Annotated in this window: 24 protein-coding genes; 8 read left to right on the top strand and 16 right to left on the bottom strand. The window is 45.2% G+C overall.

Annotated elements, in window-relative coordinates; translation table 11 throughout:
• Positions 1 to 4 precede the first annotated feature (4 nt).
• Both R7P67_RS17685 and R7P67_RS17690 read left to right on the top strand, forming a co-directional pair.
• The gene (locus tag R7P67_RS17685; RefSeq protein WP_017635023.1) at positions 5 to 910 is read left to right on the top strand and encodes a DMT family transporter; all 906 of its coding nucleotides are present in this window, start codon (positions 5 to 7) and stop codon (positions 908 to 910) included.
• Positions 911 to 1,104: 194 nt separating this feature from the next.
• The gene (locus R7P67_RS17690) at positions 1,105 to 3,552 is read left to right on the top strand and encodes an EAL domain-containing protein (protein WP_170890700.1); all 2,448 of its coding nucleotides are present in this window, start codon (positions 1,105 to 1,107) and stop codon (positions 3,550 to 3,552) included.
• Between the two features lie 18 nt (positions 3,553 to 3,570).
• Here the strand turns inward: R7P67_RS17690 and R7P67_RS17695 are convergent, their stop codons facing one another.
• The 4 genes from R7P67_RS17695 to R7P67_RS17710 are packed head-to-tail and all read right to left on the bottom strand — an operon-like array spanning position 3,571 to position 5,812.
• Positions 3,571 to 4,641 (bottom strand): AI-2E family transporter, encoded by a 1,071-nt coding sequence (locus R7P67_RS17695; protein ID WP_054576814.1) that lies wholly within the window; start codon positions 4,639 to 4,641, stop codon positions 3,571 to 3,573.
• Between the two features lie 45 nt (positions 4,642 to 4,686).
• Entirely contained in the window at positions 4,687 to 5,013 is a 327-nt protein-coding gene (locus R7P67_RS17700) for a hypothetical protein (RefSeq protein ID WP_050550070.1), read from the bottom strand.
• Entirely contained in the window at positions 5,003 to 5,515 is a 513-nt protein-coding gene (locus R7P67_RS17705; protein ID WP_047103713.1) for a phage holin family protein, read from the bottom strand. Before R7P67_RS17705 ends, R7P67_RS17700 begins: the two co-directional genes overlap by 11 nt.
• Positions 5,516 to 5,563: 48 nt before the next feature.
• Positions 5,564 to 5,812 (bottom strand): hypothetical protein, encoded by a 249-nt coding sequence (locus tag R7P67_RS17710; protein WP_005379196.1) that lies wholly within the window; start codon positions 5,810 to 5,812, stop codon positions 5,564 to 5,566.
• Positions 5,813 to 6,173: 361 nt separating this feature from the next.
• Here R7P67_RS17710 and R7P67_RS17715 point away from each other — a divergent pair, with 361 nt between their 5' ends.
• Together R7P67_RS17715 and R7P67_RS17720 are read left to right on the top strand one after the other, a co-directional pair.
• Complete coding sequence (locus tag R7P67_RS17715) at positions 6,174 to 6,611, top strand: DUF2383 domain-containing protein (RefSeq protein WP_005379194.1); 438 nt, start codon at positions 6,174 to 6,176, stop codon at positions 6,609 to 6,611.
• A gap of 148 nt (positions 6,612 to 6,759) precedes the next feature.
• Complete coding sequence (locus R7P67_RS17720; protein ID WP_005379193.1) at positions 6,760 to 7,158, top strand: hypothetical protein; 399 nt, start codon at positions 6,760 to 6,762, stop codon at positions 7,156 to 7,158.
• Between the two features lie 205 nt (positions 7,159 to 7,363).
• Here the strand turns inward: R7P67_RS17720 and R7P67_RS17725 are convergent, their stop codons facing one another.
• The 5 genes from R7P67_RS17725 to R7P67_RS17745 all read right to left on the bottom strand — a co-directional run bounded on the left by R7P67_RS17725 (position 7,364) and on the right by R7P67_RS17745 (position 10,688).
• The gene (locus R7P67_RS17725) at positions 7,364 to 9,028 is read right to left on the bottom strand and encodes a diacylglycerol kinase family protein (protein ID WP_170890701.1); all 1,665 of its coding nucleotides are present in this window, start codon (positions 9,026 to 9,028) and stop codon (positions 7,364 to 7,366) included.
• Positions 9,029 to 9,172: 144 nt separating this feature from the next.
• Positions 9,173 to 9,604 carry a hemerythrin domain-containing protein gene (locus R7P67_RS17730; protein ID WP_005379185.1) on the bottom strand — a complete coding sequence of 144 codons (432 nt, stop codon included), beginning with the start codon at positions 9,602 to 9,604 and terminating at the stop codon, positions 9,173 to 9,175.
• 104 nt (positions 9,605 to 9,708) lie between these two features.
• Complete coding sequence (locus R7P67_RS17735; RefSeq protein ID WP_005379178.1) at positions 9,709 to 9,906, bottom strand: hypothetical protein; 198 nt, start codon at positions 9,904 to 9,906, stop codon at positions 9,709 to 9,711.
• Between the two features lie 8 nt (positions 9,907 to 9,914).
• Entirely contained in the window at positions 9,915 to 10,091 is a 177-nt protein-coding gene (locus R7P67_RS17740; RefSeq protein WP_005379177.1) for a DUF1328 family protein, read from the bottom strand.
• Positions 10,092 to 10,136: 45 nt separating this feature from the next.
• Positions 10,137 to 10,688: a BON domain-containing protein gene (locus tag R7P67_RS17745; RefSeq protein WP_047103707.1), complete on the bottom strand. Its 552-nt coding sequence runs from the start codon at positions 10,686 to 10,688 to the stop codon at positions 10,137 to 10,139.
• 436 nt (positions 10,689 to 11,124) lie between these two features.
• Here R7P67_RS17745 and R7P67_RS17750 point away from each other — a divergent pair, with 436 nt between their 5' ends.
• A complete protein-coding gene (locus R7P67_RS17750; RefSeq protein ID WP_005382945.1) occupies positions 11,125 to 12,468 on the top strand; it encodes a sigma-54 interaction domain-containing protein in 1,344 nt (447 codons plus the stop codon).
• A gap of 93 nt (positions 12,469 to 12,561) precedes the next feature.
• Here the strand turns inward: R7P67_RS17750 and R7P67_RS17755 are convergent, their stop codons facing one another.
• From R7P67_RS17755 to ftnA, 3 genes are all read right to left on the bottom strand, one after another.
• Complete coding sequence (locus R7P67_RS17755; RefSeq protein ID WP_149192280.1) at positions 12,562 to 13,755, bottom strand: NAD(P)/FAD-dependent oxidoreductase; 1,194 nt, start codon at positions 13,753 to 13,755, stop codon at positions 12,562 to 12,564.
• Between the two features lie 180 nt (positions 13,756 to 13,935).
• The gene (gene uspB, locus R7P67_RS17760) at positions 13,936 to 14,259 is read right to left on the bottom strand and encodes a universal stress protein UspB (RefSeq protein ID WP_005379169.1); all 324 of its coding nucleotides are present in this window, start codon (positions 14,257 to 14,259) and stop codon (positions 13,936 to 13,938) included.
• 91 nt (positions 14,260 to 14,350) lie between these two features.
• Entirely contained in the window at positions 14,351 to 14,878 is a 528-nt protein-coding gene (ftnA, locus tag R7P67_RS17765) for a non-heme ferritin (RefSeq protein ID WP_005379167.1), read from the bottom strand.
• Positions 14,879 to 15,160: 282 nt separating this feature from the next.
• Here ftnA and uspA point away from each other — a divergent pair, with 282 nt between their 5' ends.
• Together uspA and R7P67_RS17775 are read left to right on the top strand one after the other, a co-directional pair.
• Positions 15,161 to 15,586 carry a universal stress protein UspA gene (gene uspA / locus R7P67_RS17770; protein WP_005379165.1) on the top strand — a complete coding sequence of 142 codons (426 nt, stop codon included), beginning with the start codon at positions 15,161 to 15,163 and terminating at the stop codon, positions 15,584 to 15,586.
• A gap of 64 nt (positions 15,587 to 15,650) precedes the next feature.
• Positions 15,651 to 16,529 carry a carboxylate/amino acid/amine transporter gene (locus tag R7P67_RS17775; protein ID WP_025768287.1) on the top strand — a complete coding sequence of 293 codons (879 nt, stop codon included), beginning with the start codon at positions 15,651 to 15,653 and terminating at the stop codon, positions 16,527 to 16,529.
• 68 nt (positions 16,530 to 16,597) lie between these two features.
• On the opposite strand, the gene R7P67_RS17780 is transcribed toward R7P67_RS17775, so the two are convergent.
• The 3 genes from R7P67_RS17780 to R7P67_RS17790 form a co-directional block, all read right to left on the bottom strand.
• On the bottom strand, positions 16,598 to 17,170 hold the full coding sequence (locus R7P67_RS17780) for a hypothetical protein (protein WP_176311225.1): 573 nt from the start codon (positions 17,168 to 17,170) through the stop codon (positions 16,598 to 16,600).
• A gap of 186 nt (positions 17,171 to 17,356) precedes the next feature.
• A complete protein-coding gene (locus R7P67_RS17785) occupies positions 17,357 to 18,136 on the bottom strand; it encodes a class I SAM-dependent methyltransferase (RefSeq protein ID WP_005379162.1) in 780 nt (259 codons plus the stop codon).
• Between the two features lie 89 nt (positions 18,137 to 18,225).
• Positions 18,226 to 21,351, bottom strand: coding sequence for an EAL domain-containing protein (locus R7P67_RS17790; RefSeq protein WP_318086028.1), 3,126 nt, complete (start codon positions 21,349 to 21,351; stop codon positions 18,226 to 18,228).
• A 113-nt stretch (positions 21,352 to 21,464) separates the two neighbouring features.
• Here R7P67_RS17790 and asnC point away from each other — a divergent pair, with 113 nt between their 5' ends.
• On the top strand, positions 21,465 to 21,929 hold the full coding sequence (gene asnC, locus R7P67_RS17795) for a transcriptional regulator AsnC (RefSeq protein ID WP_005389595.1): 465 nt from the start codon (positions 21,465 to 21,467) through the stop codon (positions 21,927 to 21,929).
• Between the two features lie 66 nt (positions 21,930 to 21,995).
• On the opposite strand, the gene prlC is transcribed toward asnC, so the two are convergent.
• Positions 21,996 to 24,038 carry an oligopeptidase A gene (prlC, locus tag R7P67_RS17800; RefSeq protein ID WP_017635033.1) on the bottom strand — a complete coding sequence of 681 codons (2,043 nt, stop codon included), beginning with the start codon at positions 24,036 to 24,038 and terminating at the stop codon, positions 21,996 to 21,998.
• Positions 24,039 to 24,326: the final 288 nt, after the last annotated feature.

Consider the following 24,326-nt stretch of genomic DNA (forward strand, 5'->3'; position numbering starts at 1 on the left):
CATCATGAACGAGCGTCGCGCCCTAGGATTTGGGCTCTCAGCAGTATTACTTTGGTCTACCGTTGCAACCGCATTTAAACTCACGTTGGCAGAATTTACGCCGATTCAAATGCTATGCATTGCCAGCATCGTCTCTGCGATTGCGCTAACAGTAATCTGTGGTGTGCAAGGTAAACTGGGCCAGTTAAGCGCTACATTTTTCTCAAACCCTTGGTATTACCTACTGCTTGGGTTGATTAACCCTTTGGCGTATTACGTTATTCTGTTCAAAGCATATGACTTGCTGCCCGCATCTCAGGCTCAAGCGATCAACTACAGCTGGGCCATCACCTTAACGCTAATGGCCGCTGTTTTCTTAGGACAAAAGATCCGTGGTAAGGACTGGCTGGCTTGCGGTTTTAGTTATGTCGGCGTGATAGTGATTGCCACACAAGGCAATCTTTTAGGCATGGAATTTGAGAGCCCGTTGGGTGTTGGTCTTGCGCTGCTATCAACGCTGCTGTGGGCCGGTTACTGGATTTTAAATACCAAAAATAAGGCCGACCCTGTGGTTGGCGTTCTGCTCGGCTTTTTGGTCGCTATTCCATTCGCCATTGGTTTAAGTCTTTATGAAGGTGCGAACTGGCAGATGATCTCAGCTAAAGGCTGGGCAGCGGTGACGTATGTCGGACTGTTTGAAATGGGGATCACTTTCGTTTTGTGGCTGAGCGCACTCAAATCAACGCAAAACACCGCGCGTATCAGTAATCTGATCTTTGCTTCTCCATTTATCTCACTCATGTTGTTAGCTACTATCATCGGCGAAGAAATTCATCCTTCAACCTTGATTGGCCTGGTGTTGATCATCAGTGGCTTAGTCATTCAGCAAGTCTCATGGGGCAAGAAAACCAAAGCGGTAAACGCTTCTTAATCACCTATCAAAAGCCCTAAAAAACGATGCAATAAGTTGGATAAAAAAGAGATATAGATAACATTTTAATGATAGAAAGCACTTTACGCTGCTAGGATTTAGCTACGCGTTGGATACGATACTCACAAAGCCCAATAGCTTACGCTAGATTCTAATATAATTACCTTTGGGCGATTTAGGACTCGTTATTAATTATGTTTCGCTTCGCTATTCCTTCGCCTTTGATGGCAGACTGGCAACACGTTCTGCGACAATGCTGTGATGTAACTCAAGCTCAGGGACAGCTTTATACTCTGAGCGATACTCAGCAGTGGCTATCGACTGAGGTGTCCACCTCAACCCAAAATCATCGTGCTATCGTCGATGTAATAACGCAAGTTGTCGATCACTTTACGCCGACAGATTTTACAGTTAGCCATACCCCTTTTGAAGAGCAAACCTTGAGCATAGGACCGATTTGGCTACCTAATGGCGAATTGCTTGCCGTACTGACATTGACTCACCCTAATGATCAATCGACGGTTGTTTCGGCATGGCTAAGCGCAATCGCGGGGCGGATCAGCTTTGATATCAACTTGCACTGTCAGCAAGAACAAACGCGACATCAAAGCGCGGAAATAAAGCCAACACCAACACTACAAGAGTTTATCGACTGCCTTGAAGACCACGTATGGATAAAAGGCATGGATGGCCTTTATTCGATGACCAACCGAAGCGTAGAAAACGCGTGGCAAAAAACCAACAGTGAAATCATTGGAAAAGACGATTTTGCCCTGTTTAGCCATGAACGTGCGGAAAAATTCATTGATGCCGATAAATTGGTGGTAGCCACTGGCACGCAAAATATTGTTGAAGAATGCCGTCAAATTGATGAAAACAATAACCCCACTTGGCTAGAAACCATTAAGTCTCCTGTCCGTGATCATGCGGGAAACTTAATCGGCATTCTGGGGATGACACGTAACATCACCCGCCGAAAAATGGTAGAAACGCAGCTCTCCTTAGCGTCCCAAATTTTCAACAATTCGCAAGAAGGCATGGTCATTACAGACCGCAATGCCAACATCATTGATGTAAACACGGCTTTTACCCAAATTACAGGTTACCGCTCTGAAGAGGTGATAGGAAAAAACCCACGAATCCTGCGCTCAGGCCATCATGATCAAGGTTTCTATCAACAGTTGTGGCATCAACTCGAAAACAAAGGCCAATGGAAAGGCGAATTCATCAACAGAAAGAAAGATGGCAGCATTTATCCGCAATTAGCGACCATTAGCGCCGTAATGGACGATAAAAACCACCTTATTAACTACATTTGTGTGTTTGAAGATATCTCTGTGCGTAAGGCACACGAAGAAAAGCTGCAGCGCATGGCTTTTTACGATCCATTAACCAATCTACCTAATCGCACCCATTTACTCAGCTTACTCGAACAACACATCGAAACCGGACACAAAAACCAGCAGACGTTTGCCACCCTATTCTTAGATATCGACCATTTCAAACACATCAACGATAGCATGGGCCACTTCTGTGGTGACCAATTGCTGTCTAAGTTAGCGATTCGTCTGCAAGATGTGCTTCACCTCAATGCGCATGTGGCTCGCATTGGCGGCGATGAATTTGTGATTATTTTGCCAGACATCCATAGTGATGTTGCCTTACTGGAAACCGTCGGCGATATTCTAAGCGTATTCCAGCAACCATTCGACTTGGCAAATCACGACTCACTTCGTGTCTCGACCAGTATTGGTATTGCCTTGTACCCAAGAGACGGTCAAGACAGTGAAACCTTACTGAAAAACGCAGACACCGCGATGTACTTAGCGAAGAAAAATGGACGCAACGGCTACGCGTTTTACTCACCGGATTTGACCGATAAATCCGTATCCCATGTACGCATTCAATCCGCTTTGCATCAAGCAATAGAAAAACAACAACTCCGGTTAGAATTCCAACCGCAATACAACTTGGAACAAAATTCGATTGTCGGCGTGGAAGCTTTATTACGCTGGCAGCATCCAGAGTTTGGCCTTGTACCACCAGCAGACTTTATTCCAATTGCAGAAAAAACAGGGCTGATTCAAAGTATTGGTGAGTGGGTGTTACAACAAGCTTGTTTGCAAGGTAATGCTTGGCTGGACCAAGGCATCGAGTTTGGCAAAATCGCCGTCAATGTTTCTGCGTTGCAGCTTCAGCAGTCAAATTTCATTCAGCGATTAAGTACTATCCTCGATAACACCGGATACCCTGCCCAACGGTTAGATTTGGAGATCACAGAGAGCTTTTTACTGATCGACCCTCAACAAGCCATTGCATCGTTAAATCAATTACGAGAGCTGGGTATTGAGATTTCTCTGGATGACTTTGGAACTGGCTATTCGTCTTTGTCTTACTTGAAAGGTTTGCCAATCAACAAACTGAAAATTGACCGCTCATTTGTCAGTGATGTCCCAAGTAATAGCGACAGCAACGCGATTGTGAATGCCATTATTGCCATGGGAAAAACGCTGTCGTTGAAAGTCGTCGCGGAAGGGATAGAAACTCGGGAACAAGCCGATTATTTATTCGAAAAAGGCTGTATTTATGGTCAGGGATATTTATTTAGTCAGCCAGTGAGCGCTGAAAAACTGTTTCATTGAACCAGCTTGCTCCTCAAGTCACTCTCGCGGTGCCACGTCCGCGGAGGTGATTTGCTTTGCTTGATTTTGGGCTGATTGGCACAGCTCTAGGCGATCAACCAAAATATTGATACAAACCAGCAACGGCACACCGATCAATAGTCCCATTCCGCCCCAAAGCCAGCCCCAAAAAACAAGCCAAACAAAAATCACTAATGGGTTTAAATTAAACCTTTTCCCCAATAGTGTTGGTGTAACAAACTGACTTTCAATCAAATTGAGCAGTAAATAGATAGACACAACCGTCAGCATAAAACTGACCGACTCCAACTGAAGATAAGCAACAAAGCCAAAGCTCATCATGGATATGACAGGGCCGAGGTACGGCGCAAAATTCATCACGCCTGCAAATGCGCCCCATAGAAATGGATCTTCAAGGCCTAGAACAAAAAACACGGCCCCGACACTCAACCCCAGCCCAGCATTCACTAAAGTGATGGTGCCAATGTATCGAGATAGGTCTTTCTGTAGCGCTTTGACCAACTCAATCGCTTGGCGCTGTTTGGCGAACCCATGTAAGTAAGACACTGACTTTCGAAATAAGCTTCGTCCATGATTGAGCATAAAGTAAACCATAAACAGCACGATCATCGCTTGTGTCAAAATCGTCGGCGTAGTGGTCGCGAGCGTTTTTACCAAAGAAAATACGGTGTTGTTCCCGACCTCATCCATACTCATATCGTTGGCGATATTCAATGGAGTATTAAGGTGATCAGCCGAAGCTTTAGTAACTTCGCTTACTTCTTGCGACACATTTTTCACGATACTGGGCAGCTCAGACCACCATTGCTTGGCGGGCTCCGACATGGCGGCAAGACCAATAATTGAAGCGCCAACGAGGAATGACAGCGTCAACACGACGGTAATAGCACGTGGTAAGCCTTTGTCTTCAAGATAATTAATGAAAGGACTGCACAGCAGAGAAATAAAGGTGCTAAGCACAATAGGTAACAATATTGGCTTGGCAAAATACAGCCCTGGGACGAGTAACAGGACGAGAAGCGTTGCACCAATCGCAGTGTTGGCAGGAATGTTCAATTTCGCTGTCATAATAAGCTCAGAATCGGTAAGAAAATTTTGCGGTGAAATCCGCTATTAGAGTGGTTCGCCCTCTGTCGTCGCAGCGTTGCTTACTTGTGTTGCTGCATTTCCATTTTGCTCCGCATCTGACTCATCCAGAGAAGCTGCCGCGACCGGCTTTGTGAGCGAATCGGCAATATCAGACACGCTGCTAACCAATAGCCCCATTGACGAAATAGAAGAAGTCAGTCGAGACAATCGACCTGCTTTTGCTGCGGTAACGGCAACGACAGCACTAATGCCTAATGTCGTCCAAGGGTTTTCTCTCACAAACTTCTTGGTGGTAAACGTGAACATTTCCATCGACAAACAGCATTGCTCTAGAGACGCTTTACCTTCCATCCGCTTGATCCGCATGGCTCGATTGAGCTTTTGTAGCGAGCGCATCCCACCCCTCCTGTAATTGTTCTGTCGTATTTTTGAATCCAAGAAATCCAACTAAACGCTTCTGCCACCAGGCTAAAGCAAATAATGCCAAGCCTAATGATGTGATAAATACACCCACGGCAACATACACGTTGGCAGTTAACTGATAAGCCACCACCCCAGAGGCAAGGCACAAACTGAATACGAACAATACCGACAATAGGGTAAAAACAACGGTACACAGCAAAATCTGACGCACTGCGGACACGTTAACTTTCATCTCCAAGAGGAACAAATCCAACGTTGAACCTGACCATGCTTTTAGCGATGTCGTCAGTTGGTCCAATTGCGCAAGAATGCTGCTCAAACCATTAATGGTTTGTTGGATATCCTGTTCTTCTGCCCCATCAGGGGCTCGGCCGCTGTCTGAAGCCGCCGAGCCTGATTGCTGATTGGTAACTTGCCCTGAGTTATTCATGTGAAGCCTCGCCTTTCTGTTGTGTGGCTTAATCCTTGGTGACCACTATTATTTGATCAGCTTCGAAACCGCCCAACCAGCAAGGAAGGCGCAGCCTATGCTCAGCAATGGGCGCTCCTTGATTACATTTTCTGCCGACTTAGTCGCCTGCTGAACTTGCTGCGCACCGACATCCAGCTTCTCTTTGGCTTGGTCTTTCATCGCGCCAACGGCTTCCGTCGTGGCTTGTTCCGCTAAGTGATATGCTTCTTCTAACTGCTCTTGAGGTTTTACTGTGCTTTCTTTTGTAGTAGCCATAACTAGCCTCCATTAATGAGTTGAATAGTGAATCAAGTGAAACAATGTTTGACCTCACTTACTCCCTACAAAGCCATATCCATGCCAGAATTTTAAGTTATTGTTTTTTATTGATTTTATTTTTATTTCGATAAAAAGCCGTATCTGTACGTGTAATTCTTTCCAGGCTTTCCCCGCCATTCTTGTAATTTTTTCTTAGCGCCTTACCGACTGTTAGCAAGTTATTGCAAAACAAGATATTAAGTCACTGATTAATAAGACTTAAAGTTCATTGGCATACAACCTGCAACTGAAGACGAAACATCGTGTTTGTATTCCATACGCTCAAACACCCCTATCACCAGTAAATAAGGAGTGGCATATGAAAAATGAAAACATCGCCTCAATCATTGAGCTTATCGAAAGCGGAAATGAAATTTACAACAAGGCCATCGAGAACATCGACAACACTTCTTTGAATAATGTGTTGGTAGAACTGCTCAGAGTACGTGAGCGTGCAGTCATTGAGCTCACTCCCTACTCTCTAGCAAGTAACAATGAAGAATCTGCCGACGACACTCCGGTTTCCTACACCATCAAGGCGCGTGAGGTCTACAGCGACGTGATGAAGGAAGTGTCCTCTGACAAAGAGTCTATGTATTTAGAACAGCTTGAAGGTGTCGAAAGCAAGGTACTCAAAGAGATTGAGAATTTGATTACTTCCCACCCAGAGCAGGCGGATAACTCGGTTCTGCTGAAAGTTCGTAGCGATATAAAAAGCTGCAAAGAAAAACTCAGCAGCATCAGCCTTATTAGCTAAAACTTGGTGGTCGCCTTTGCAATAAAGCTCGGTATTGATCAAAGAAATGGCCAACTTGCTTTGGCCATTTCTGACAAGCCCACAGGCGCATTAACATAACCATCACGAGAAATGTCCCACGACAATAGTCATAAATAAAGAGGTCACTATGACATTGGATAACAATCGAGTAAGGGAGCTACTCGTAAAAATGACACACCATCGCCAAACGTGTTTGCCTCTCGTTAACCCGCAATCACACATGACACTCGCAAGAGCGGCATATCGATTCGTGAAAATAGAAAAAGTGATGATCAAAAAGATGGCGAAGCTGTTCTTCGATCAAGATGGTGAACAATTCATTGCAGAAAATGCCACCGAATACGGCGTTGCCGAGTTAGGCAATTACAAAGAAATGCATTTTATGAATAAACTACTGTTAGATGATTTAAAAGCCCTGCTTAGAGCCATTGACGACACCAACTTAACCGCACTTGTTTCTTATTGGTTAGCTGCTTTACAAGTTGAAAACGATGAAATTGAAAAGCACTTACCTCAGGGTGAGTAATTATACTCGCCCTTCTTTCTTTCACTTTGTTTAACCCTCATCCCCAATCAACCTAGTAAAAGGTGTAGATAGAAAAAAGCCGCTGCATCTACTACGCAGCGACCTTGATAGCCTTTTTACGACGCACACCAAATCATCAAACAACACAGAAAAAGCGCCATGTAGAATACGAAGCAAATGGCGCGTTATCCGCGGATTATCTGTGTTAAAGCGAAGCTGATTTACCTCTCTGGCTTGGAACAAATACGTTCAATGACTTTGGACGCAGCTTGATTGCCAGTTGCTCATCAGAATACAGTTCACCATCAATCACATACTCAATCGGTTTATTCGCAGAAATAGTGACGCTCTGAGCCGTCGCGTATTGAAAATGTGTCGATTCTTCCTGTGCGCCTACGCTCGTTAATGTCAGATCCGACAATGCGATAAGACGTCCGCCTAAAGACTCGGTGTTATCTAAATATGTGATATGCAGCTTGCCATCATCAGGCTGCGGCGCATCACCACCTTGGGCAAGCAACGTACTAAATGGAGCGATATTCGCAACGACAAAACTATGGACTTCAAGCGTTTGTGTATTATTGTCGTGGTTTCCATCTTCAGTTGGATCGTCTAACGAAACGGTTAAAGCTTGCGTTTCTTCCGCCACTACAGCATTAAAAAAGCCGGTGAGGTAAGCGAGTTGTCCAAAAACATTTTTCTCTTCTCGCTGAGCGTGCTCGATCATTTTCTGTTCTAGCCCAATGCCTAAGACCAATAAAATAAGCCGCTGATTACAGTCCGCAGTATCAATACGTTGGCAGTGTCCGCCAAGCAACGCTTCACACGCTTTTTCGACCGGTGAGAATTTTACGCCAACGCCATAGAGCACATGACATAACGCATTGGCAGTTCCGAGCGGAACAATACCGAGTTTTAGGTCGGTATCCACCAATTGGCTCGCCACCTCTGTTACTGTGCCATCGCCACCAGCTACGATGATTTGCTTAGCTCCACTTTCTTTTGCCTGTTGTGTTAGCTGCTCGGCGCTGAGGTTTGTGGTGGTTTGATGAATACTCAAGCGATATTTTTTGGTTAGTTCACGAATCAAGTGCTGTTCGTTTTCCTCCCATTTTCCGCCACCTGCAACAGGGTTAACCACCATCCAAGTGGATTGATCCAGCCCTAGCACGCCTTTTTCACTGATCGCTCGTAACGTTCTAATCTGTAATTTATTCAATCTCGCGGTACTGCGTACGTCATTGATTTTTTTCATCACGGATTCAACCGTCAGTGACGGGTCTTTGCTTAATAAATACGCCGCCACAACAAACACTGAACGACCACGCCCTAACGCACAATGCACAACCACTGCCCGCGAGCACGAGATTTGAGTATCAATCCAGTTAATCGCATGGCGCAGGCGCTCTAGCGTTGGGGCTTTGTGGTCGAGTACCGGAATCGAAAGGTAATGAAACTGCTTGTCGGTCATCGCGCTTTCAAGGCCTGCAAATTCTGCGGTGACATCGACAATACAAGAGATCTCATTGGATTCGAGAAAATCTAAGTCACTCTGAAACAAACGGCGAGATAGGTATAAATTGTCGCTGACTTTTTGGATTGGAGGTACAGTATCACGCCGTCTTTCCCAGGCGTTATACGCTCTAGCCCCCAATAAAAATGGGATGAATGCCCAGCGAATCCACCTGACAATCTTGCCATCTTGGTTTTTTCTAAAAATAGAGGGAATGTCGAATACGTAGGCTACGCTGACCAACGCTAAAGAAAGAGATATCCACAAGAACAGCAGACTAACGATAATTTGAGGCGTATAGATAGCGGCCAATAAACTGATCAGAGCGCCAAGAATATAATATTTGATGATAAACATTCGCTCTCCTTGCCTTCAGCGAGTGCACTTTTTAGTGGAAGTTAGAATACGCGGGGGATTGAGCTTGGATACATGAACTTGAGTAAACGCCTTGATTGAGTGCCTTCCCGTGCCGAAATGGCACGAAAAGGTCCAACACTCTACCTAGCTTGCCATCTCTTCAACATAACCATCCGCTAGTTTCATTTTCTGCTTATCGGTCATTACCTTGCCGGCTAACTGGAAGAAACGCTGCTCTTCTTCCTCAAGATGGTGCAACACTTTGTGACGTAAGGTTTTCATTAGGTTGAGCCACGCTGGCGAGCTCATATCGGTTGCATCAAGCTGTGCAATCACTTTATCAATTTCATGATGCTCTGCGATGCCATGGCGAGTGAGATCAATGGTCTTATCGCTATCTATTAAAGGCGCGTAGAAAAACCGCTCTTCTGCCGCTGCGTGCTGTTCGAGTTCCTCTTTAAGGTTGTGATAAAACTCTTCACGAGCGGGGGAATCTCCAGACGTTTCCATCAGAGCATCGAGTAAAAGGCGTTGCTTTTCATGGCTCTCTTTCAGTACATCAAATATGTTTTTCATCTTTGACTCCTTATCTGATTGTAAACAATTGGGACAAAAGGAAGGGCGGTTATTGACCGCCCCTCTCTTACATAGCTATGCGTAAAAAACCTAACCTGATTCGGCTAACAGTCTTGGTCTTCAGCGTTTAGATTTTCTTTAATGTTTTCACATTCATCTTCAATCGCATTTTGGGTTTCTTCGGCGGCTTCATCTATCTTTTTGCCGGCCTGTTCCATTGGCCCTTCTTCACTACAAGCTGCCAACGCAAACACCAAACCGAATACTGCGGCGATACGGTAAATAAATGACGTAAGTCGCATGGAATCTCCTATCTATTTACGTTTTTTCTTCCCAGCAGAACAATCACTATTGATACAATTAATGACAATAGGAATAGGTAAAATATCACTTGCGCGATAGAGGCAGCAGCTCCTGCAATACCGGTAAAGCCTAATAGTGCAGAAATTAGTGCCAGTGCCAGAAAAATAAACATCCAACGAACCATAGTGTTACCTCCTAATAAAAGTGGGTTAAATCACTCGGCTCGCTATTATTGAACCACTTCTAGCTTATCAATCACCTTATTTACGTCATTGGTGTTATTTGCAATTGAAATTGCAAGATCATGCTCCGCATCTGAATTAACTTTACCTGCCAACGTTACCGTTTTGTGTTCTGTCGTTACATCAATATCCGTACCACTCACATTGGTATCCATTAGTAGGCGCGTTTTAACTATAGTCGTGATTTTAGAATCGGTCAGTGTAGCTAAAGCTTCTGAATCAGTTTCTTTCTTGCCTTCATTCACTACTGACAATTCGTTGTTTACTTTTTTCACACCATCAAGACCAGTAACAAGCTCTTCGGCAAGTGATTTTTCAAGATCATTGTTTACCGAACCAGAAAGGGTAACGACCTGATTCTCAACATCGGTATTGATATCAAAAGAGTTGAGATTGCTGTTTAGCAGTAGCGTGGTTTCAGCTTTACCATCTAGCCAAGCGTCCATGGATTCTTTTTCCCATTTATCACTCGCTAAGACTGCTGTAGATGAAGTAGCAAGAACTGACGTAAGTACAATTTTAGCTGCGATGTTATTCATGGTAATTCTCCTTTATTGACGTTGCATTTCCCTAGGAGCAAACCATGTGCCAACTTTATAACTTATTGTTTTTAATTAACTAATAAAGAAAAGAGGTAAAAATGAGATGAGCAATAAAGTATAAGCATGAATTATTTACACGTAAAAAATGTAATTTTTAATCGGTGATAAAGCCTCCGTCACTTGTGCCGAAATAACCTGATAAAACAGAAAGGCTATTTCTCCAGAATCAATTAATAGCAAAATTATTATTTTAAAAATAAAAATCTGAACAAAAGGAAATATCTACTGATGGCTCTCACCGATATATACCAAAAAGGGGCTAACAACATAAAAATACCGAACAAACCCTTAAATCTATGCTGACAATATTTTGTCTTGTGAAGTGAGAATAATCCACGTACATTGTTTCTGTCATAGTAAAGAGGACATTTCTATGTCGATGCCAAGCCTGTTTCTAAGAATACAAGATCCATCACTTAAAAATGCCATCGCTTCTTGCCAGGAACTGAACAAATTTCGTCTGCATGACATCGATGCCGCAGACCAATGGATTGAAGATTTCCTACAACTCAAACCGGAAGTTGCGATTGTTGAAGTCGCCCACTTTACTAGTGCAGATTATCAACGTCTTTCTAATATCGAAGACATCTACGATATGGACTTGATCATCATTAGCTCAGGCGCTCCAAACGAGAACTTGGATAAGCTGATGAACTTGGGTGCTATTTTTCACTACAGAAAGCCCGTTGATATTGCCATTCTGACGGACACCCTGAGCGAAGTCAGCCAGTACTATCAACACAAACAAGATCAAGGGCGTAAAGTGTCCACCAGCGATCTTGACCAATTTGGTCTTTTGGTCGGCTCTTCCTCTCCGATGCATCAGCTCTATCGTATGATCAGGCGCGTTGCTAAAACAGAAGCCAACGTCCTTATTGTCGGTGAAAGTGGATCAGGCAAAGAACTGGTGGCGCAGACCATCCACTTAGCGAGTGAGCGTAAACAACAGCCCTTTATAGCGATTAACTGTGGTGCCATTAGCCCTGAATTGGTTGATAGTGAACTGTTTGGCCATGAGAAAGGCGCTTTTACCGGAGCAAATAAAACTCACCAAGGTGTATTTAAGCAGGCAGAGGGCGGCACCCTATTTTTAGATGAAATCACCGAGATGCCTATCGAGCATCAAGTGAAGCTATTGCGGGTGCTAGAAACCGGAGAGTATCGCCCAGTTGGCAGTAATACAGTTCATATCGCTAATACTCGCATCATTGCTGCTACAAACCGTGATCCTAAAATCGCCATTGAGGAGCAGTTCCTGCGTGAAGATCTGTTTTTCCGCTTATCGCATTTCCCATTAACGATACCGCCACTGCGAGAACGAGGCGGTGATATCGTAGGTCTGGCCAAGCACTTTATTGCGCACCGCAACGCCAATGAGGCAAAAACCAAAACGATTCTTGACTCTGCGATCCAAAAAATCGCTGCACACGACTGGCCAGGTAATGTCCGTGAGCTCAAACACACGATCGAGCGTGCATTCATTTTGGCTGATGACACCATCCGAGATGAACATCTTATCTTCGACACACCACCATTGGAAACAGGCACCAGTATCGAAGACCTTGTTCCGGCGGGCGTTTCGCTAGAAGAGCTAGAAAAAGCCGCCATTCTCAATACCCTTGAAGAGAATCAAGGTAATAAAACGGAATCAGCGCAGGAGTTAGGCATTAGCGTGAAAACGCTCTATAACAAACTCGAAAAGTATCAAGACGAGTAACTCGCTATGGGAATACAAAAAGAGCACTGACTTTTATTCAGTGCTCTTTTTGTATCTTATCTTTTATGCAGTTAGGCTGCGTTTGGTGTTTGATTAAACCCACTGCCCCGCAACAAAGCCGCTCGACCAGCACCACTGAAAATTGTAGCCCCCTAGCCAACCAGTCACATCCATCACTTCACCAATAAAATAAAGCCCTTTAATGTCTTTGCATTCCATGGTTTTCGAGGATAAGTGATCAGTATCGACACCGCCGAGTGTCACTTCCGCAGTTCGGTAGCCTTCGGTGCCATTCGGGGCGATATCCCAATGCTCTAGGCGCTCCACAATCGCCGCAAGCTCCTTTTGATTGAACTGTTTTAGCGGTTTATCGACTAGCTCTTTACGTTCAATTAAGACTTCAACCAGACGCTTAGGCAGCACTTTGGCAAGCGTATTCTTGAGTGACTGATTTGGATGCTTCTCACGACTACGTTCTAATAACTCAGCAACATCATCGTTTGGCACAAGATTGATCAACACCTTTTGTCCGGCCCGCCAGAATGAAGAAATCTGTAACACTGCTGGACCAGATAAGCCACGATGTGTGAACAACAGGGCTTCTTTGAACATGGTGCCATCTTCAGCCGTAATTTCCACAGGTACCGCGATACCAGATAACTCAGCAAAGTCTTCTTTGTCTTCTTTATGCAGAGTAAATGGTACAAGCCCTGCCGTGGTTGGGATAACTCGAAGACCAAATTGTTCCGCGACTTTATAACCAAATGGTGTCGCTCCCAGTTTTGGCATCGACAAGCCACCTGTTGCGATAACTAAAGACTCACATTCGACAATCTCAGTGCCAGCATGCAAACGAAAGCCTTCATCAATTTTTTCAATCGAATGAACATCGCATTGGTAACGCTGCTCGATGTTCGGCATGTCACACTCAGCTAACAACATCTTCACGATATCTTTGGCCGTAAATGCATCGACACAAAACAACTGGCCGTGATCACGCTCTTCGAACTCAATGCCATGTTTACACACCATCGAGATGAAATCCCAGTTAGTGTATTGGGAGAGCGCCGACTTAACAAAGTGCGGGTTTTGACACAAATAGTGATTAGCTGAAACGTCGTAGTTAGTGAAGTTACAACGACCACCGCCCGAGATAAGGATTTTACGTCCTGGCTTTTTAGCATGATCGAGCACCAAAACACGGCGGCCTCGCTTGCCTGCTTCTGCAGCACACATTAAACCTGCTGCGCCTGCGCCAATTACAACAACATCAAATTTCTTACTCATCGGTAGCTCTTAGACTGATTGGTATCGAATCAAAATAAAAAAGGATGTGCACATTGCACATCCTTGCTTTCTAGGCGCGACATTCTACCGACAAATACCGAAAGGGAAAAGCGCTTAAACTCTAAGCGCTCTGTATGTCCGCAAAATCTCAGACAGAACAACTATCTAGATTATTGACTCTTAGAGAATGAAGGCTGCAAGTAGCGTCACGCCGAGCAACGCGGTCGATAGAACAAACAATTCACGCACTCTTTCACACTTACCAGTAAAAATTTCATCGTGGTGGTGATGATATTCTTTACTTTTAATGTAGTGATACAACCTCACCTGCTTGGTGACATTTCCATGAGTGGTAAAAAAACCATTACCATCAACTTGCTGATATAACAGCGGATGCGCTTCACGCATGATATAAATTAGAGAACGAAGAGCGGTGAGATACCGGACCATATTAACTCCAGTTACCACCATTAGCGCAAATAAGATTGTGTCTCCACTGATCATCTTTTCCTCCCTACATCTTCAACAATGCTCAAGAGAAAAAGACGATCAACACTTCGTCTTTACCCGCTACTTACAACGTCCCAAAACGCGTTTACGCAGCTGGAGCATCCATGATTGAAGATGAACCTTCTTTCGCCATTTGTGCTAGATCTTTGTCAATGAAGAACAACGCTTTACCGTCTTCACCTACCAGTTCGATCTTATCTAAAATCCCTTTAAACAACTTCTCTTCTTCGTGCTGTTCTGACACGTACCACTGTAGGAAGTTAAACGTTGAGTAGTCTTGGCTAGTAAATGCAACGTGCGCCAGTTTGTTGATTTTTTCCGTGATCATTTGCTCATGTTCAAATGTCTCGCGGAAAACGTCACCTAGGCTCGCAAAGTCATGCTTTGGCGCATCAATAGCGCCTAAGATTGGCATTGAGCCAGTTTCACTCACGTAAGTGAATAGGCGTTGCATGTGCTCCATTTCTTCTACGGCGTGAGCGCGTAAAAATTCAGCCGCACCTTCAAAACCTTTGTCTTCACACCAAGCACTCATTTGTAAGTATAGATTGGATGAGAAAAATTCTAGGTTAATTTGCTCATTCAATTGTTCGACCATAGTTTGAGACAGCATGTTAACTCCTATTATTGTGCATGCAATATACCCAAGTAACCTCGAAATAAATGACGCTGCGAGAATAGCTTGGTCTGGCAGACACGGCGAAGTTTCACTTCAACTCTAGTCAGTAACACTACGCTTATTTCAGCATATCAAAGTCACTTGGGTATAACGCCACTATAACATGATTACTGAGACAAGACTTTGTACCTACGGCACCGATATGAGATCACTTCAGCAAATTTTTTTTGGGGTTGGTGCTAATCTAAAACTATGACCTTACAAGGAGATAGCAATATGAGTTACAAACACATACTTGTGGCAGTCGACCTTTCAGACGACAGTAAAGTGTTGATTAAGAAAGCCGTATCACTGGCTAAACCTCTGGATGCGAAAGTCTCTTTTATTCACATCGACGTGAACTACGCAGAACTCTACACCGGGCTTATCGATATCAATATGGCAGAAGCGCAACATCAAGCAATGGAAGCATCGCGCACACAATTGGCAAACTTCGCTGAATATGCGCAATACCCAATTGCCCATACTTTAGTCGGTAGTGGCGATTTGAGTAATGAGCTGTGCGATACCATTCAAGATTACAGTATTGATTTGGTGGTTTGTGGTCATCACCAAGATTTCTGGAGCAAGATTCTATCTTCGACTCGACAGCTGATTAACTGCTCACCAGTCGATATGCTGGTCGTACCGCTAAAAGACTGATTGGCGCAGCGATAAAACTTGGTTAGACTGCGGGCACATTTGTTGTTGATAAAGATTCTCATCCATGGCTTATCTATCCGCAGTTACCCTACTTTGGGCATTCTCATTTAGCCTGATCGGCGTTTACCTCGCCGGTCAGGTTGATTCTTGGTTCTCGGTGTTCATGCGCGTGGCACTGGCGAGTTTGGTTTTCATTCCCTTTTTGAAATTCCGTGGCGTTAGCAAATCCCTAATCGCGAAACTGATGACCGTCGGTGGCTTCCAGCTCGGCTTGATGTATTGCTTCTACTACCAATCTTTTTTGCTCCTTTCCGTGCCAGAAGTATTGCTGTTCACCGTATTCACACCCATTTACGTCACGCTAATCTATGACTTCTTGAAAGGTCGCTTTTCACCTTGGTACTTAGTTACCGCTGCAATAGCCGTATTTGGTGCCGCCTGGATTAAATTTGCAGGCATTAATGAAGATTTCCTACTGGGCTTTTTGGTCGTACAAGGAGCAAACCTCTGCTTTGCCATCGGTCAGGTGGGCTACAAATATATCATGGAGAGTGAACCCGTCGATTTGCCACAACACACCGTGTTTGGCTACTTCTACTTAGGTGCACTTTGTGTAGCAACCGTGGCTTTCGCGCTCATGGGTAACCTCGACAAACTACCCACCACTACAACGCAATGGGGCATTCTGACATACCTTGGGTTGATTGCTTCTGGTTTTGGTTACTTTGCTTGGAACAAAGGCGCGACTATGGTGAACGCAGGCGCACTGGCAGTAATGAACAATGCATTGGTTCCGGCGGGCTTGATTGTAAACATTGTGATTTGGAACCGCGATGTTGATGTCATGCGACTCGCCATTGGCGGTGCGATCATCATGCTATCCCTATGGATTAACGAAACCTGGGTGAAAAAGCGCGTAGAGATGAGTTACGCCAATAAGTAACGCAGCTAATCCTATAAACATTTCGACAATAAAAAACGCTCTCCGACTGGAGAGCGTTTTTTGTTTGATTAATGCACTTTGGCTTGTGAGATTGCGCTCATCAAAGCATTAGGTGGCGTTGGCAGCAACACTTCTAGTTTCGCATTGCGCGCTTCAAGCTTGCGCTGACGCTTAAGTAACTTTTGTTGTTTTTTCGCCACTTTTAGCAACTTCTTTTGCTGCTTATAGTGCTTTTTCAGTGCTTTTTTCGCTTTCTTGAGCGATTTTTTATCCGCTAAATCAAACCATACTGGTGCGTCGGCTCTTACTGGCTCCGGAGATTTTTCGGCTTGTTTTTTCTCTTTCACACGCTCAACAACACGCTTCACAATCGCGGCTTTTTCGTTGCTTTGTTTCGTGGTCACTGGAATCGCTTGTGATGGCAGAGCTTCAACCAATAAGCCACATGCTTGTTGCTCACTCAATGGCTTGTCTTGGCATTTTTGTGGAGGAATTGCGGCTGGCTTACAAAGGGTATCTTTGGCCGATGAAGAGCGTGCGCAAGAACCACAAACGAATTTTGGTGCGACAACTAAACGATGGATATCACCAAGTTCTGCCGCGATCTGTTTGCGACTCATTTTACATAAACGTTTAGCCATTCTACTACTCCAGCTTCCCAGTTATCGACCGCATCACAACAAGTGAAATAATAATAATTCTTAGTTAGATATACAGTCAGGGAAGGGAATTAGCAAGAGAAAACTATCAATAGAGACGAGGAAAGAGAGGCTGAGTCACAGCACGAGACACCGTACTGTGACAAGAAAAGTTGAGCCGTCAGGAAGTTATGCCATCGATGCTTTAACATAGACATCGAAGCGATTTTTTTTCGTTTCAATCGCCATGGTCGGTTTTTTCTCGTTCAGCCAGTTAGCATAATCTGGGCGTTTAACTACTACACGCTTTGTGGCTAACGCCATGGCTGGTTCTAGTAAGCCATCGGCGTCCAAATCGGCGCCAACCAACGATTGGAAAACGCGCATTTCTTTTTTCACGAGCGCCGACTTCTTTTTATTTTCTGGGTGCGGATACATCGGGTCAAGATACACCACATCTGGCTGGACAAAGTCTTTATCTTGCGCCAATTGTTCCAGCGCATCATGGCTAGAAGCATGGATAAGCGACATGCGCTCAGATACCCAGGTGCCGATTTCTGGGTCTTGTTTCGCTCGATCCAAGCCATCATCTAACAAAGCCGCTACGACTGGATGACGCTCGACCATCTGCACTTTACAACCTAGCGAGGCGAGCACAAACGCATCACGACCAAGACCTGCCGTGCCGTCTAACACGGTTGGCGTTGCCCCTTTGTTCAACCCCGCCGCTTTCGCAATTGCCTGACCTTTACCACCACCGAACTTGCGACGATGACCGACCGCACCACCAATCAAATCCACAAAGATTGCACCCAGCTTTGGTTCATCCACTTTACGTAGCTCCAAACGCTCGGTGGTTAGCACCAAAGCAAAATCGCTATCGTCAGTATGAGAAAGCTGCCAACGCGCAGCGAGTTCATCAAGATGAGATTGTTGAGACGGGTTTTCACAGATCAATTGCAGTTGCAAAAGGAGGCTCCAATAAAAATCGAGGTAACTGGCGCTGAGTGTATACCTAAGTTACCTATTAATGCTAGGTTGAGCTTGCTACGCAGAGGTTATACAACCGTCAGCTGCTCCACTAGCTCAGAAAGCGGCTTAGGATGACCAATACCGTAGCCTTGACCGTAGTCCACACCGAGGTCTATCAAATGCTGCATGACCTGGTCATTTTCGACAAACTCCGCCACCGTCACTTTGCCGAGCTGTTTCGCCAAGTCATTGATTGAACGAACCATCACGCGGTCCATTTCGTTTACGTTGATATCTTGCACGAAAAGACCATCAATTTTCACGATATCGACAGGAAGTTTCTTTAAGTAACCAAATGAAGACAAGCCAGAACCGAAATCATCCAATGCAATCATGCAACCCAAAGCCTTTAACTTGGTAAACAGCTCAATAGCTTGATCCAGATTACTCATCGCCGCTGTCTCAGTGATTTCTAAGCAGATTTTTTCACACGGCAGAGTCGAACTTTCCAATCGATCCAACAAGAAGTCAATAAACTCTTGATTCCCCATAGATTGACCTGAAAGGTTTATCGAACAGCGACCAAGCTGTTCAACCACCTCAGGACGCTGTTCAAACCACTCTAGTGTTTGAGTAATAACCTGCTTATCAATCCAATGGGCAATGTTGTAACGCTCGGAAGCAGGGATAAACAGCGCAGGAGAAACATAATCACCGTACCCATTGCGAATACGCACCAAAATCTCAAAATACATTTGAGTCTCGTGCTTTTGTAAGCTTTTTATCGGTTGAGCAAACAGTTCTAAACGTTGATTCGACAATGCCTCATGCACCAAATTGACGCTCTGCATTTCCATCTGACGACGCTGCAACTCTTCGTTATCTAAGCTGAATAGATTATAGCGGTTACGGCCTTGCTCTTTAGCGGCGTGACAAGCAGAGTCTGCTTGAGCGTGCACCATTTGTGGCGTATCAGCGGTATGATCGATGATACGGATACCAATTGAGCAACTGATGAACAGGCGTGTGTCTTCCCAAATAAAGAGGTGTTCGCTTAGTGTCGAGATGATCAGTTTGGCAATATTGATGGCGCCATATTCGTCACAGTCTTTGAGTAACACCGCAAACTCATCGCCTCCCATTCGAGCCAAGATGGAATTGTACGGCAGAACGCCTTCCAGCATACTGGCGCAGAATTGAATCGCCGCATCACCTGCATCATGCCCAACCGTATCATTGAGGACTTTTAGTTGATCTAAGTCGAGGTACAACATGGCGTGGACTCGACGATGGCTGTCCACTTCGCACAGTGCGGTCTTAAGCTCTAGTTCAAAGTGGTTTCTGTTGTAAGTCCCCGTCAGTAAGTCATAGCGAGCTTGGTATTCCAATTTCTCGGAAAGCAGTTTGGTTTCGGTAATATCTTCGCCCACAATCAGCAGTTGCTCAGATTCACTCAGCGGACGAATATTCTCGCGCACCCAAACACGATGACCATTTGCATGACGATACTCGACTTCACGTCGCCAAACACCATGCACTTGCTGGTTGGGTTGCAATAACACTTGGCGAGGGAACAGCACTTTGTCATCAAAATAGAACTCCCTCAGGCGATGTCCGAGCATGTCCATCGGTTTGTAGCCAAGAAGTAGTTGAGCAAATCGATTCACTTCTTGAATTCGGTTATTACTATCAAGCGTCACCATCATCACGGGCTGCTGCTCGTAATAGTTGCGTAGGGTTGACTCACGTTGGTAGAGCTTGTCCTCCATCAATTTACGACTGGTAATATCGCGCGCTTCAAACAAGTATTGCTTATGATTCCCTACTTGCTGAGAAAAAGGCTTGAGCGAAACTTCTAACACCAATGCGCCGTGTTCTTTACTCCAAAGTTCAGCTTCAAACGTCGACACTTGATGGTGAGGCGCGTGGAAATACTCCTCAAGCAACGCTTGTGCTTTTTCACTCCAGTTGGGGTGAAACCAAAGTGGTCGGTCTAAGCGCAGTCCTTGGTGATAAAGTAAGGATTGAAGGTGATCGTTGCCCGATTTAAGCACACCGTTGGCATCCAAAATGCCCATATACTGCATGCTCTGATCGAAAATCGATTCTAGAATAGCCTGGCTTTCTCGCGCAGCGCTCTCACTTCGACGCATCCGCTGTAAATAATAACCCATCAGCAAAATGACCACCGACATCACCACAAACAGACTACCAAACAGGCGAATTTCCTTGGCAAAACGTTCAGAAAGCTTCATTGGCTTATTAAAAAATACCGCAGAAACCTCTTGTTCAGCCCCCAATCCCCAACGCGCTACCGCTTGGTAATCGAGCTTTATTTCAGAATCACTTTTTTTCACGGCAGGCAGAGGCTGATCAGGGTTATCCAAAACGAATTCAAGCATCTCTGCGCTCTCAATACCATGCCGATAACCACTTTGAATAACCCCTCCAACTGCGCCATGACCCAAACCAATGTCATGCACCATAAACAGCGGCGCGTTTGAGACTTTGTTGACACCAACCCAGTCACGCTCGCTGCCAACCATACCTTGTTTATCTCGGTAATAGGTCCAGAACAAGACGACTTTATCGGAACTCAGTTTTGCGACTTGTTGTTTTAGATCGATAATACTGTCTGGAACAACTTGTACGATTTTGTCTCGATATTGCGGGAACTTGAGGACAAAATTGTCGATTTGATAACGCAACACCTCACCGGTCACCGAGTGGTCACTGACGATGAGAACTTGTGTGTAGTTCGGATGTAAGCGCTCAATAAGAGCGAGATTCGCTTCCAAATCGACATCTTCCATGACTCCGGTTGCATTCAGAGAACGATGTAAAGAAGGATGGTAGTTATTAATGCCGTTAAATATAACTGGGGTGTCTTTGATGATTGGGGCTAAACGCTGCATGAGTTCAAGTGCATTGTTATCGCTCACTAAAATGGCATCAAATCGCTCTTTGCGTAATTTCGTAAGATACAAGGATTTTAGTTGTGCAAAAAACTGCTCACTCTGGTTACGTTTCGAGTCTAGATAGAGCACACGCATGTCCAGCGCTCGATCGCCCAGCTGTTGCTCGATGCCTCGCTGTATGGAGTCCGTCCAGAAAAAACCCTGATGATAGGAGTGCACGACCAACACCTTCGGATCTGAGGCCGTAGCAAACGCGCTCCAACATAGCGCGGCAATAACCAGAAAACGCTGCACATTATCTCCATAGCTCGGAGTTAACCCGCAGTTACTCCTGCCAAACCTTGTGAATCCTATCCGCTATGAGTATAAAAGGGAGGTAAAACTCTATCCCTAACGGAAATCATAGTATGAATGCGAGCCTGCCGAAACTCGACGACCTTGACCGCGCAATATTAAAAACACTAATGGCTGACGCCAGAACGCCCTACGCAGAAATGGCAAAGCAGTTCGATGTCAGCCCTGCCACTATCCATGTGCGTATCGAGAAGATGAAGTCGGCTGACATCATCGAAGGAACGGAGGTGATCATCAATACTAAAAAGCTTGGCTACGATGTGTGCTGCTTTATTGGTATTAACCTCAATGCAGCTCGTGATTACCACTCCGCGTTAGAAAAACTCAACGCGCTCGACGAAGTCGTTGAAGCTTACTACACCACGGGCGCGTATAACATATTCGTCAAATTGATGTGCAAATCGATTGAAGAGCTGCAATTTGTACTGATCGACAAGCTGCAAGCCATTGATGAGGTTCAGTCCACGGAGACATTGATATCGTTGCAGAACCCGATCAACCGAAACGTAAATCCGTAAAATTTTTTATAAAAACTGTACAAAAAAGGCCAACCGAACGGTTGGCCTTGATGTTTTTTGCTCAATTTACGCCGCAATACCCGAATGGCGCAACAGTGCATCGATTTGTGGCTCGCGGCCACGGAAGCGCTTAAACAGCTCCATTGGCTCTTCACTGCCCCCCATTTCTAGGATGTTGTTCAGGAAGCTTAGACCCGTCTCTTTGTTGAAGATGCCTTCTTCTTCAAAGCGAGAATACGCGTCTGACGACAGCACTTCAGCCCACAGGTAGCTGTAGTAACCCGCACTGTAGCCACCAGCAAAAATATGGCCGAAGCTGTGTGAGAAACGCGCCCACTCAACCGCAGGAACTACCGCGACTTTCTCTTTCACTTTCGCCAGAGTTTCCAGTACACGCGCACCCACTTCAGGGTCATATTCGGTGTGAAGCGTGAAGTCGAACAAGCCGAATTCTAGCTGACGCAAAATACCCATCGCAGATTGGAAGTTTTTCGCTGCGAGCATTTTGTCTAGCATCGCTTTAGGTAGCGGCTCACCTGTCTCATAGTGACCAGAAATGAACGCCAGCGCATCCTCTTCCCAACACCAGTTTTCTAGGAACTGACTTGGTAGCTCAACCGCATCCCAAGGCACGCCATTAATACCTGAAACAGCACCTGTATCAACTTGCGTCAACATGTGGTGGATTCCATGACCAAACTCATGGAATAGCGTCACGACTTCATCGTGCGTGAACAGTGCTGGTTTGTCGCCCACTGGACGGTTGAAGTTACACGTTAGATACGCAACCGGCGTTTGCAGCTCGCCAGATAGCGTAACGCGACGACCACGACAATCATCCATCCACGCGCCGCCACGTTTGTGTTCACGAGCGTAGAGATCTAGGTAGAAACTGCCACGGAGTGTGCCTTCAGCATCAAAGATATCGAAAAAGCGCACGGACTCATGCCAAGTGTCTACGCCTTCGCGCTCAGTAACGGTCATGCCAAACACGCGGTTTAGCACTTCAAACAGACCGCTCACGACTTTTGACTCTGGGAAGTATGGGCGCAGTTCTTCATCCGAAATTTGGAACAGGTGCTGCTTTTGTTTCTCGCTGTAGTAAGCGATATCCCAAACGTTCAGCTCTTCAACACCAAACTCACTTTTCGCAAACTGACGTAACTCTTCGACTTCACGTTCACCTTGCGGTTTCGCTCGTGTCGCTAGGTCATTCAGGAAGCCCAGCACTTGATCCGGCGTTTCAGCCATCTTTGTTGCTAACGACTTTTCACTGTAAGTATTGAAACCTAGCATACGTGAAATTTCATGGCGCAGTTTTAGCTGCTCAGTAATGATTTCTGAGTTATCCCATTTGCCTGCGTTTGGACCTCGATCAGAAGCGCGCGTCACGTACGCTTCGTACACTTCTTTACGCAACTCTTGGTTATCGCAGTACGTCATGACAGGTAGGTAAGATGGGATATCTAGCGTAATGAGGTAACCATCTAACTCTTTTGCTTCTGCGGCAGCTTTCGCTGCTGCCAGCGCCGATTCTGGCATACCTGCTAGGTCTTTCTCGTCTGTGATGTGCTTGGTCCAACCCATGGTGGCATCCAGCACATTGTTAGAGAATTTAGAGCTCAGCTCAGACATACGTTTGCTGATCTCGCCGTAACGGTGCTGTTCATCGGATGGCAAACCAATGCCTGATAACTCGAAATCACGCAGTGCATCAGTGATGGTTTTCTGCTGGGCACGAGTTAACGTTGCAAATTCTTCGCTCGCTTTGATGGTTTTGTACGCTTCGTACAACCCTTTGTGCTGACCAACCCAAGTGCCGTACTCTGACAAAATTGGTAGGCAACTTTCGTAAGCTTCACGTAGCTCTTCGCTGTTCACTACCGAGTTCATGTGACCCACTGGCGACCAGATGCGGCTTAAGCGATCATCCGCTTCTTCAATTGGCGCAATCACACTGTCCCAAGTTGGGTGAGCGTTGTCTTGTAGAACTTCATCGATTTTTGCTCGGCAGTCAGCAATCGCTTGCTCAACGGCAGGCTTGATGTGTTCTGGTTTAATTTGAGAAAACGGAGGTAGGTCCGTAAACGTCAGAAGAGGATTAGACATGAATAATTCCTTTTGTGTTTTGACTCTGTGATTGCCTGTCTATTTTGTGTAGATAGGCCAACTCAATGTACAGACGAGCCAGCAACATGGATTGGGGGAGCTCCGTTCCCTTTCTCTATGCCGCAATGACCATCATATAGTCAACCAGCGCTACTCTGTCCTTGAGTCTTGTTATACCTAAATGAAATTTCACACCCTTTTGAGTGCGAGAAACTCACCTAGTTCAATTCGATTACCAATAGTAAGTGTGGGTGACTTAAAGAAATTTCAATAGCGTCCCCTTATCAG

Source organism: Vibrio sp. Vb0937, assembly GCF_033338855.1.

What these genes read in the sequence shown, in the direction of transcription:
- R7P67_RS17720 (WP_005379193.1), top strand. Translation starts at nt 6,760, where the DNA reads ATGACATTGGATAACAATCGAGTAAGGGAGCTACTCGTAAAAATGACA.
- R7P67_RS17715 (WP_005379194.1), top strand. Translation starts at nt 6,174, where the DNA reads ATGAAAAATGAAAACATCGCCTCAATCATTGAGCTTATCGAAAGCGGA.
- R7P67_RS17710 (WP_005379196.1), bottom strand. Translation starts at nt 5,812, where the DNA reads ATGGCTACTACAAAAGAAAGCACAGTAAAACCTCAAGAGCAGTTAGAA.
- R7P67_RS17705 (WP_047103713.1), bottom strand. Translation starts at nt 5,515, where the DNA reads ATGAATAACTCAGGGCAAGTTACCAATCAGCAATCAGGCTCGGCGGCT.
- R7P67_RS17730 (WP_005379185.1), bottom strand. Translation starts at nt 9,604, where the DNA reads ATGAAAAACATATTTGATGTACTGAAAGAGAGCCATGAAAAGCAACGC.
- R7P67_RS17780 (WP_176311225.1), bottom strand. Translation starts at nt 17,170, where the DNA reads ATGGCTAAACGTTTATGTAAAATGAGTCGCAAACAGATCGCGGCAGAA.
- R7P67_RS17685 (WP_017635023.1), top strand. Translation starts at nt 5, where the DNA reads ATGAACGAGCGTCGCGCCCTAGGATTTGGGCTCTCAGCAGTATTACTT.
- R7P67_RS17755 (WP_149192280.1), bottom strand. Translation starts at nt 13,755, where the DNA reads ATGAGTAAGAAATTTGATGTTGTTGTAATTGGCGCAGGCGCAGCAGGT.
- R7P67_RS17695 (WP_054576814.1), bottom strand. Translation starts at nt 4,641, where the DNA reads ATGACAGCGAAATTGAACATTCCTGCCAACACTGCGATTGGTGCAACG.
- asnC (WP_005389595.1), top strand. Translation starts at nt 21,465, where the DNA reads ATGAATGCGAGCCTGCCGAAACTCGACGACCTTGACCGCGCAATATTA.
- R7P67_RS17725 (WP_170890701.1), bottom strand. Translation starts at nt 9,028, where the DNA reads ATGTTTATCATCAAATATTATATTCTTGGCGCTCTGATCAGTTTATTG.
- R7P67_RS17775 (WP_025768287.1), top strand. Translation starts at nt 15,651, where the DNA reads ATGGCTTATCTATCCGCAGTTACCCTACTTTGGGCATTCTCATTTAGC.
- R7P67_RS17700 (WP_050550070.1), bottom strand. Translation starts at nt 5,013, where the DNA reads ATGGAAGGTAAAGCGTCTCTAGAGCAATGCTGTTTGTCGATGGAAATG.
- R7P67_RS17745 (WP_047103707.1), bottom strand. Translation starts at nt 10,688, where the DNA reads ATGAATAACATCGCAGCTAAAATTGTACTTACGTCAGTTCTTGCTACT.
- ftnA (WP_005379167.1), bottom strand. Translation starts at nt 14,878, where the DNA reads ATGCTGTCTCAAACTATGGTCGAACAATTGAATGAGCAAATTAACCTA.
- R7P67_RS17690 (WP_170890700.1), top strand. Translation starts at nt 1,105, where the DNA reads ATGTTTCGCTTCGCTATTCCTTCGCCTTTGATGGCAGACTGGCAACAC.
- prlC (WP_017635033.1), bottom strand. Translation starts at nt 24,038, where the DNA reads ATGTCTAATCCTCTTCTGACGTTTACGGACCTACCTCCGTTTTCTCAA.
- R7P67_RS17740 (WP_005379177.1), bottom strand. Translation starts at nt 10,091, where the DNA reads ATGGTTCGTTGGATGTTTATTTTTCTGGCACTGGCACTAATTTCTGCA.
- R7P67_RS17735 (WP_005379178.1), bottom strand. Translation starts at nt 9,906, where the DNA reads ATGCGACTTACGTCATTTATTTACCGTATCGCCGCAGTATTCGGTTTG.
- R7P67_RS17750 (WP_005382945.1), top strand. Translation starts at nt 11,125, where the DNA reads ATGTCGATGCCAAGCCTGTTTCTAAGAATACAAGATCCATCACTTAAA.
- uspA (WP_005379165.1), top strand. Translation starts at nt 15,161, where the DNA reads ATGAGTTACAAACACATACTTGTGGCAGTCGACCTTTCAGACGACAGT.
- uspB (WP_005379169.1), bottom strand. Translation starts at nt 14,259, where the DNA reads ATGATCAGTGGAGACACAATCTTATTTGCGCTAATGGTGGTAACTGGA.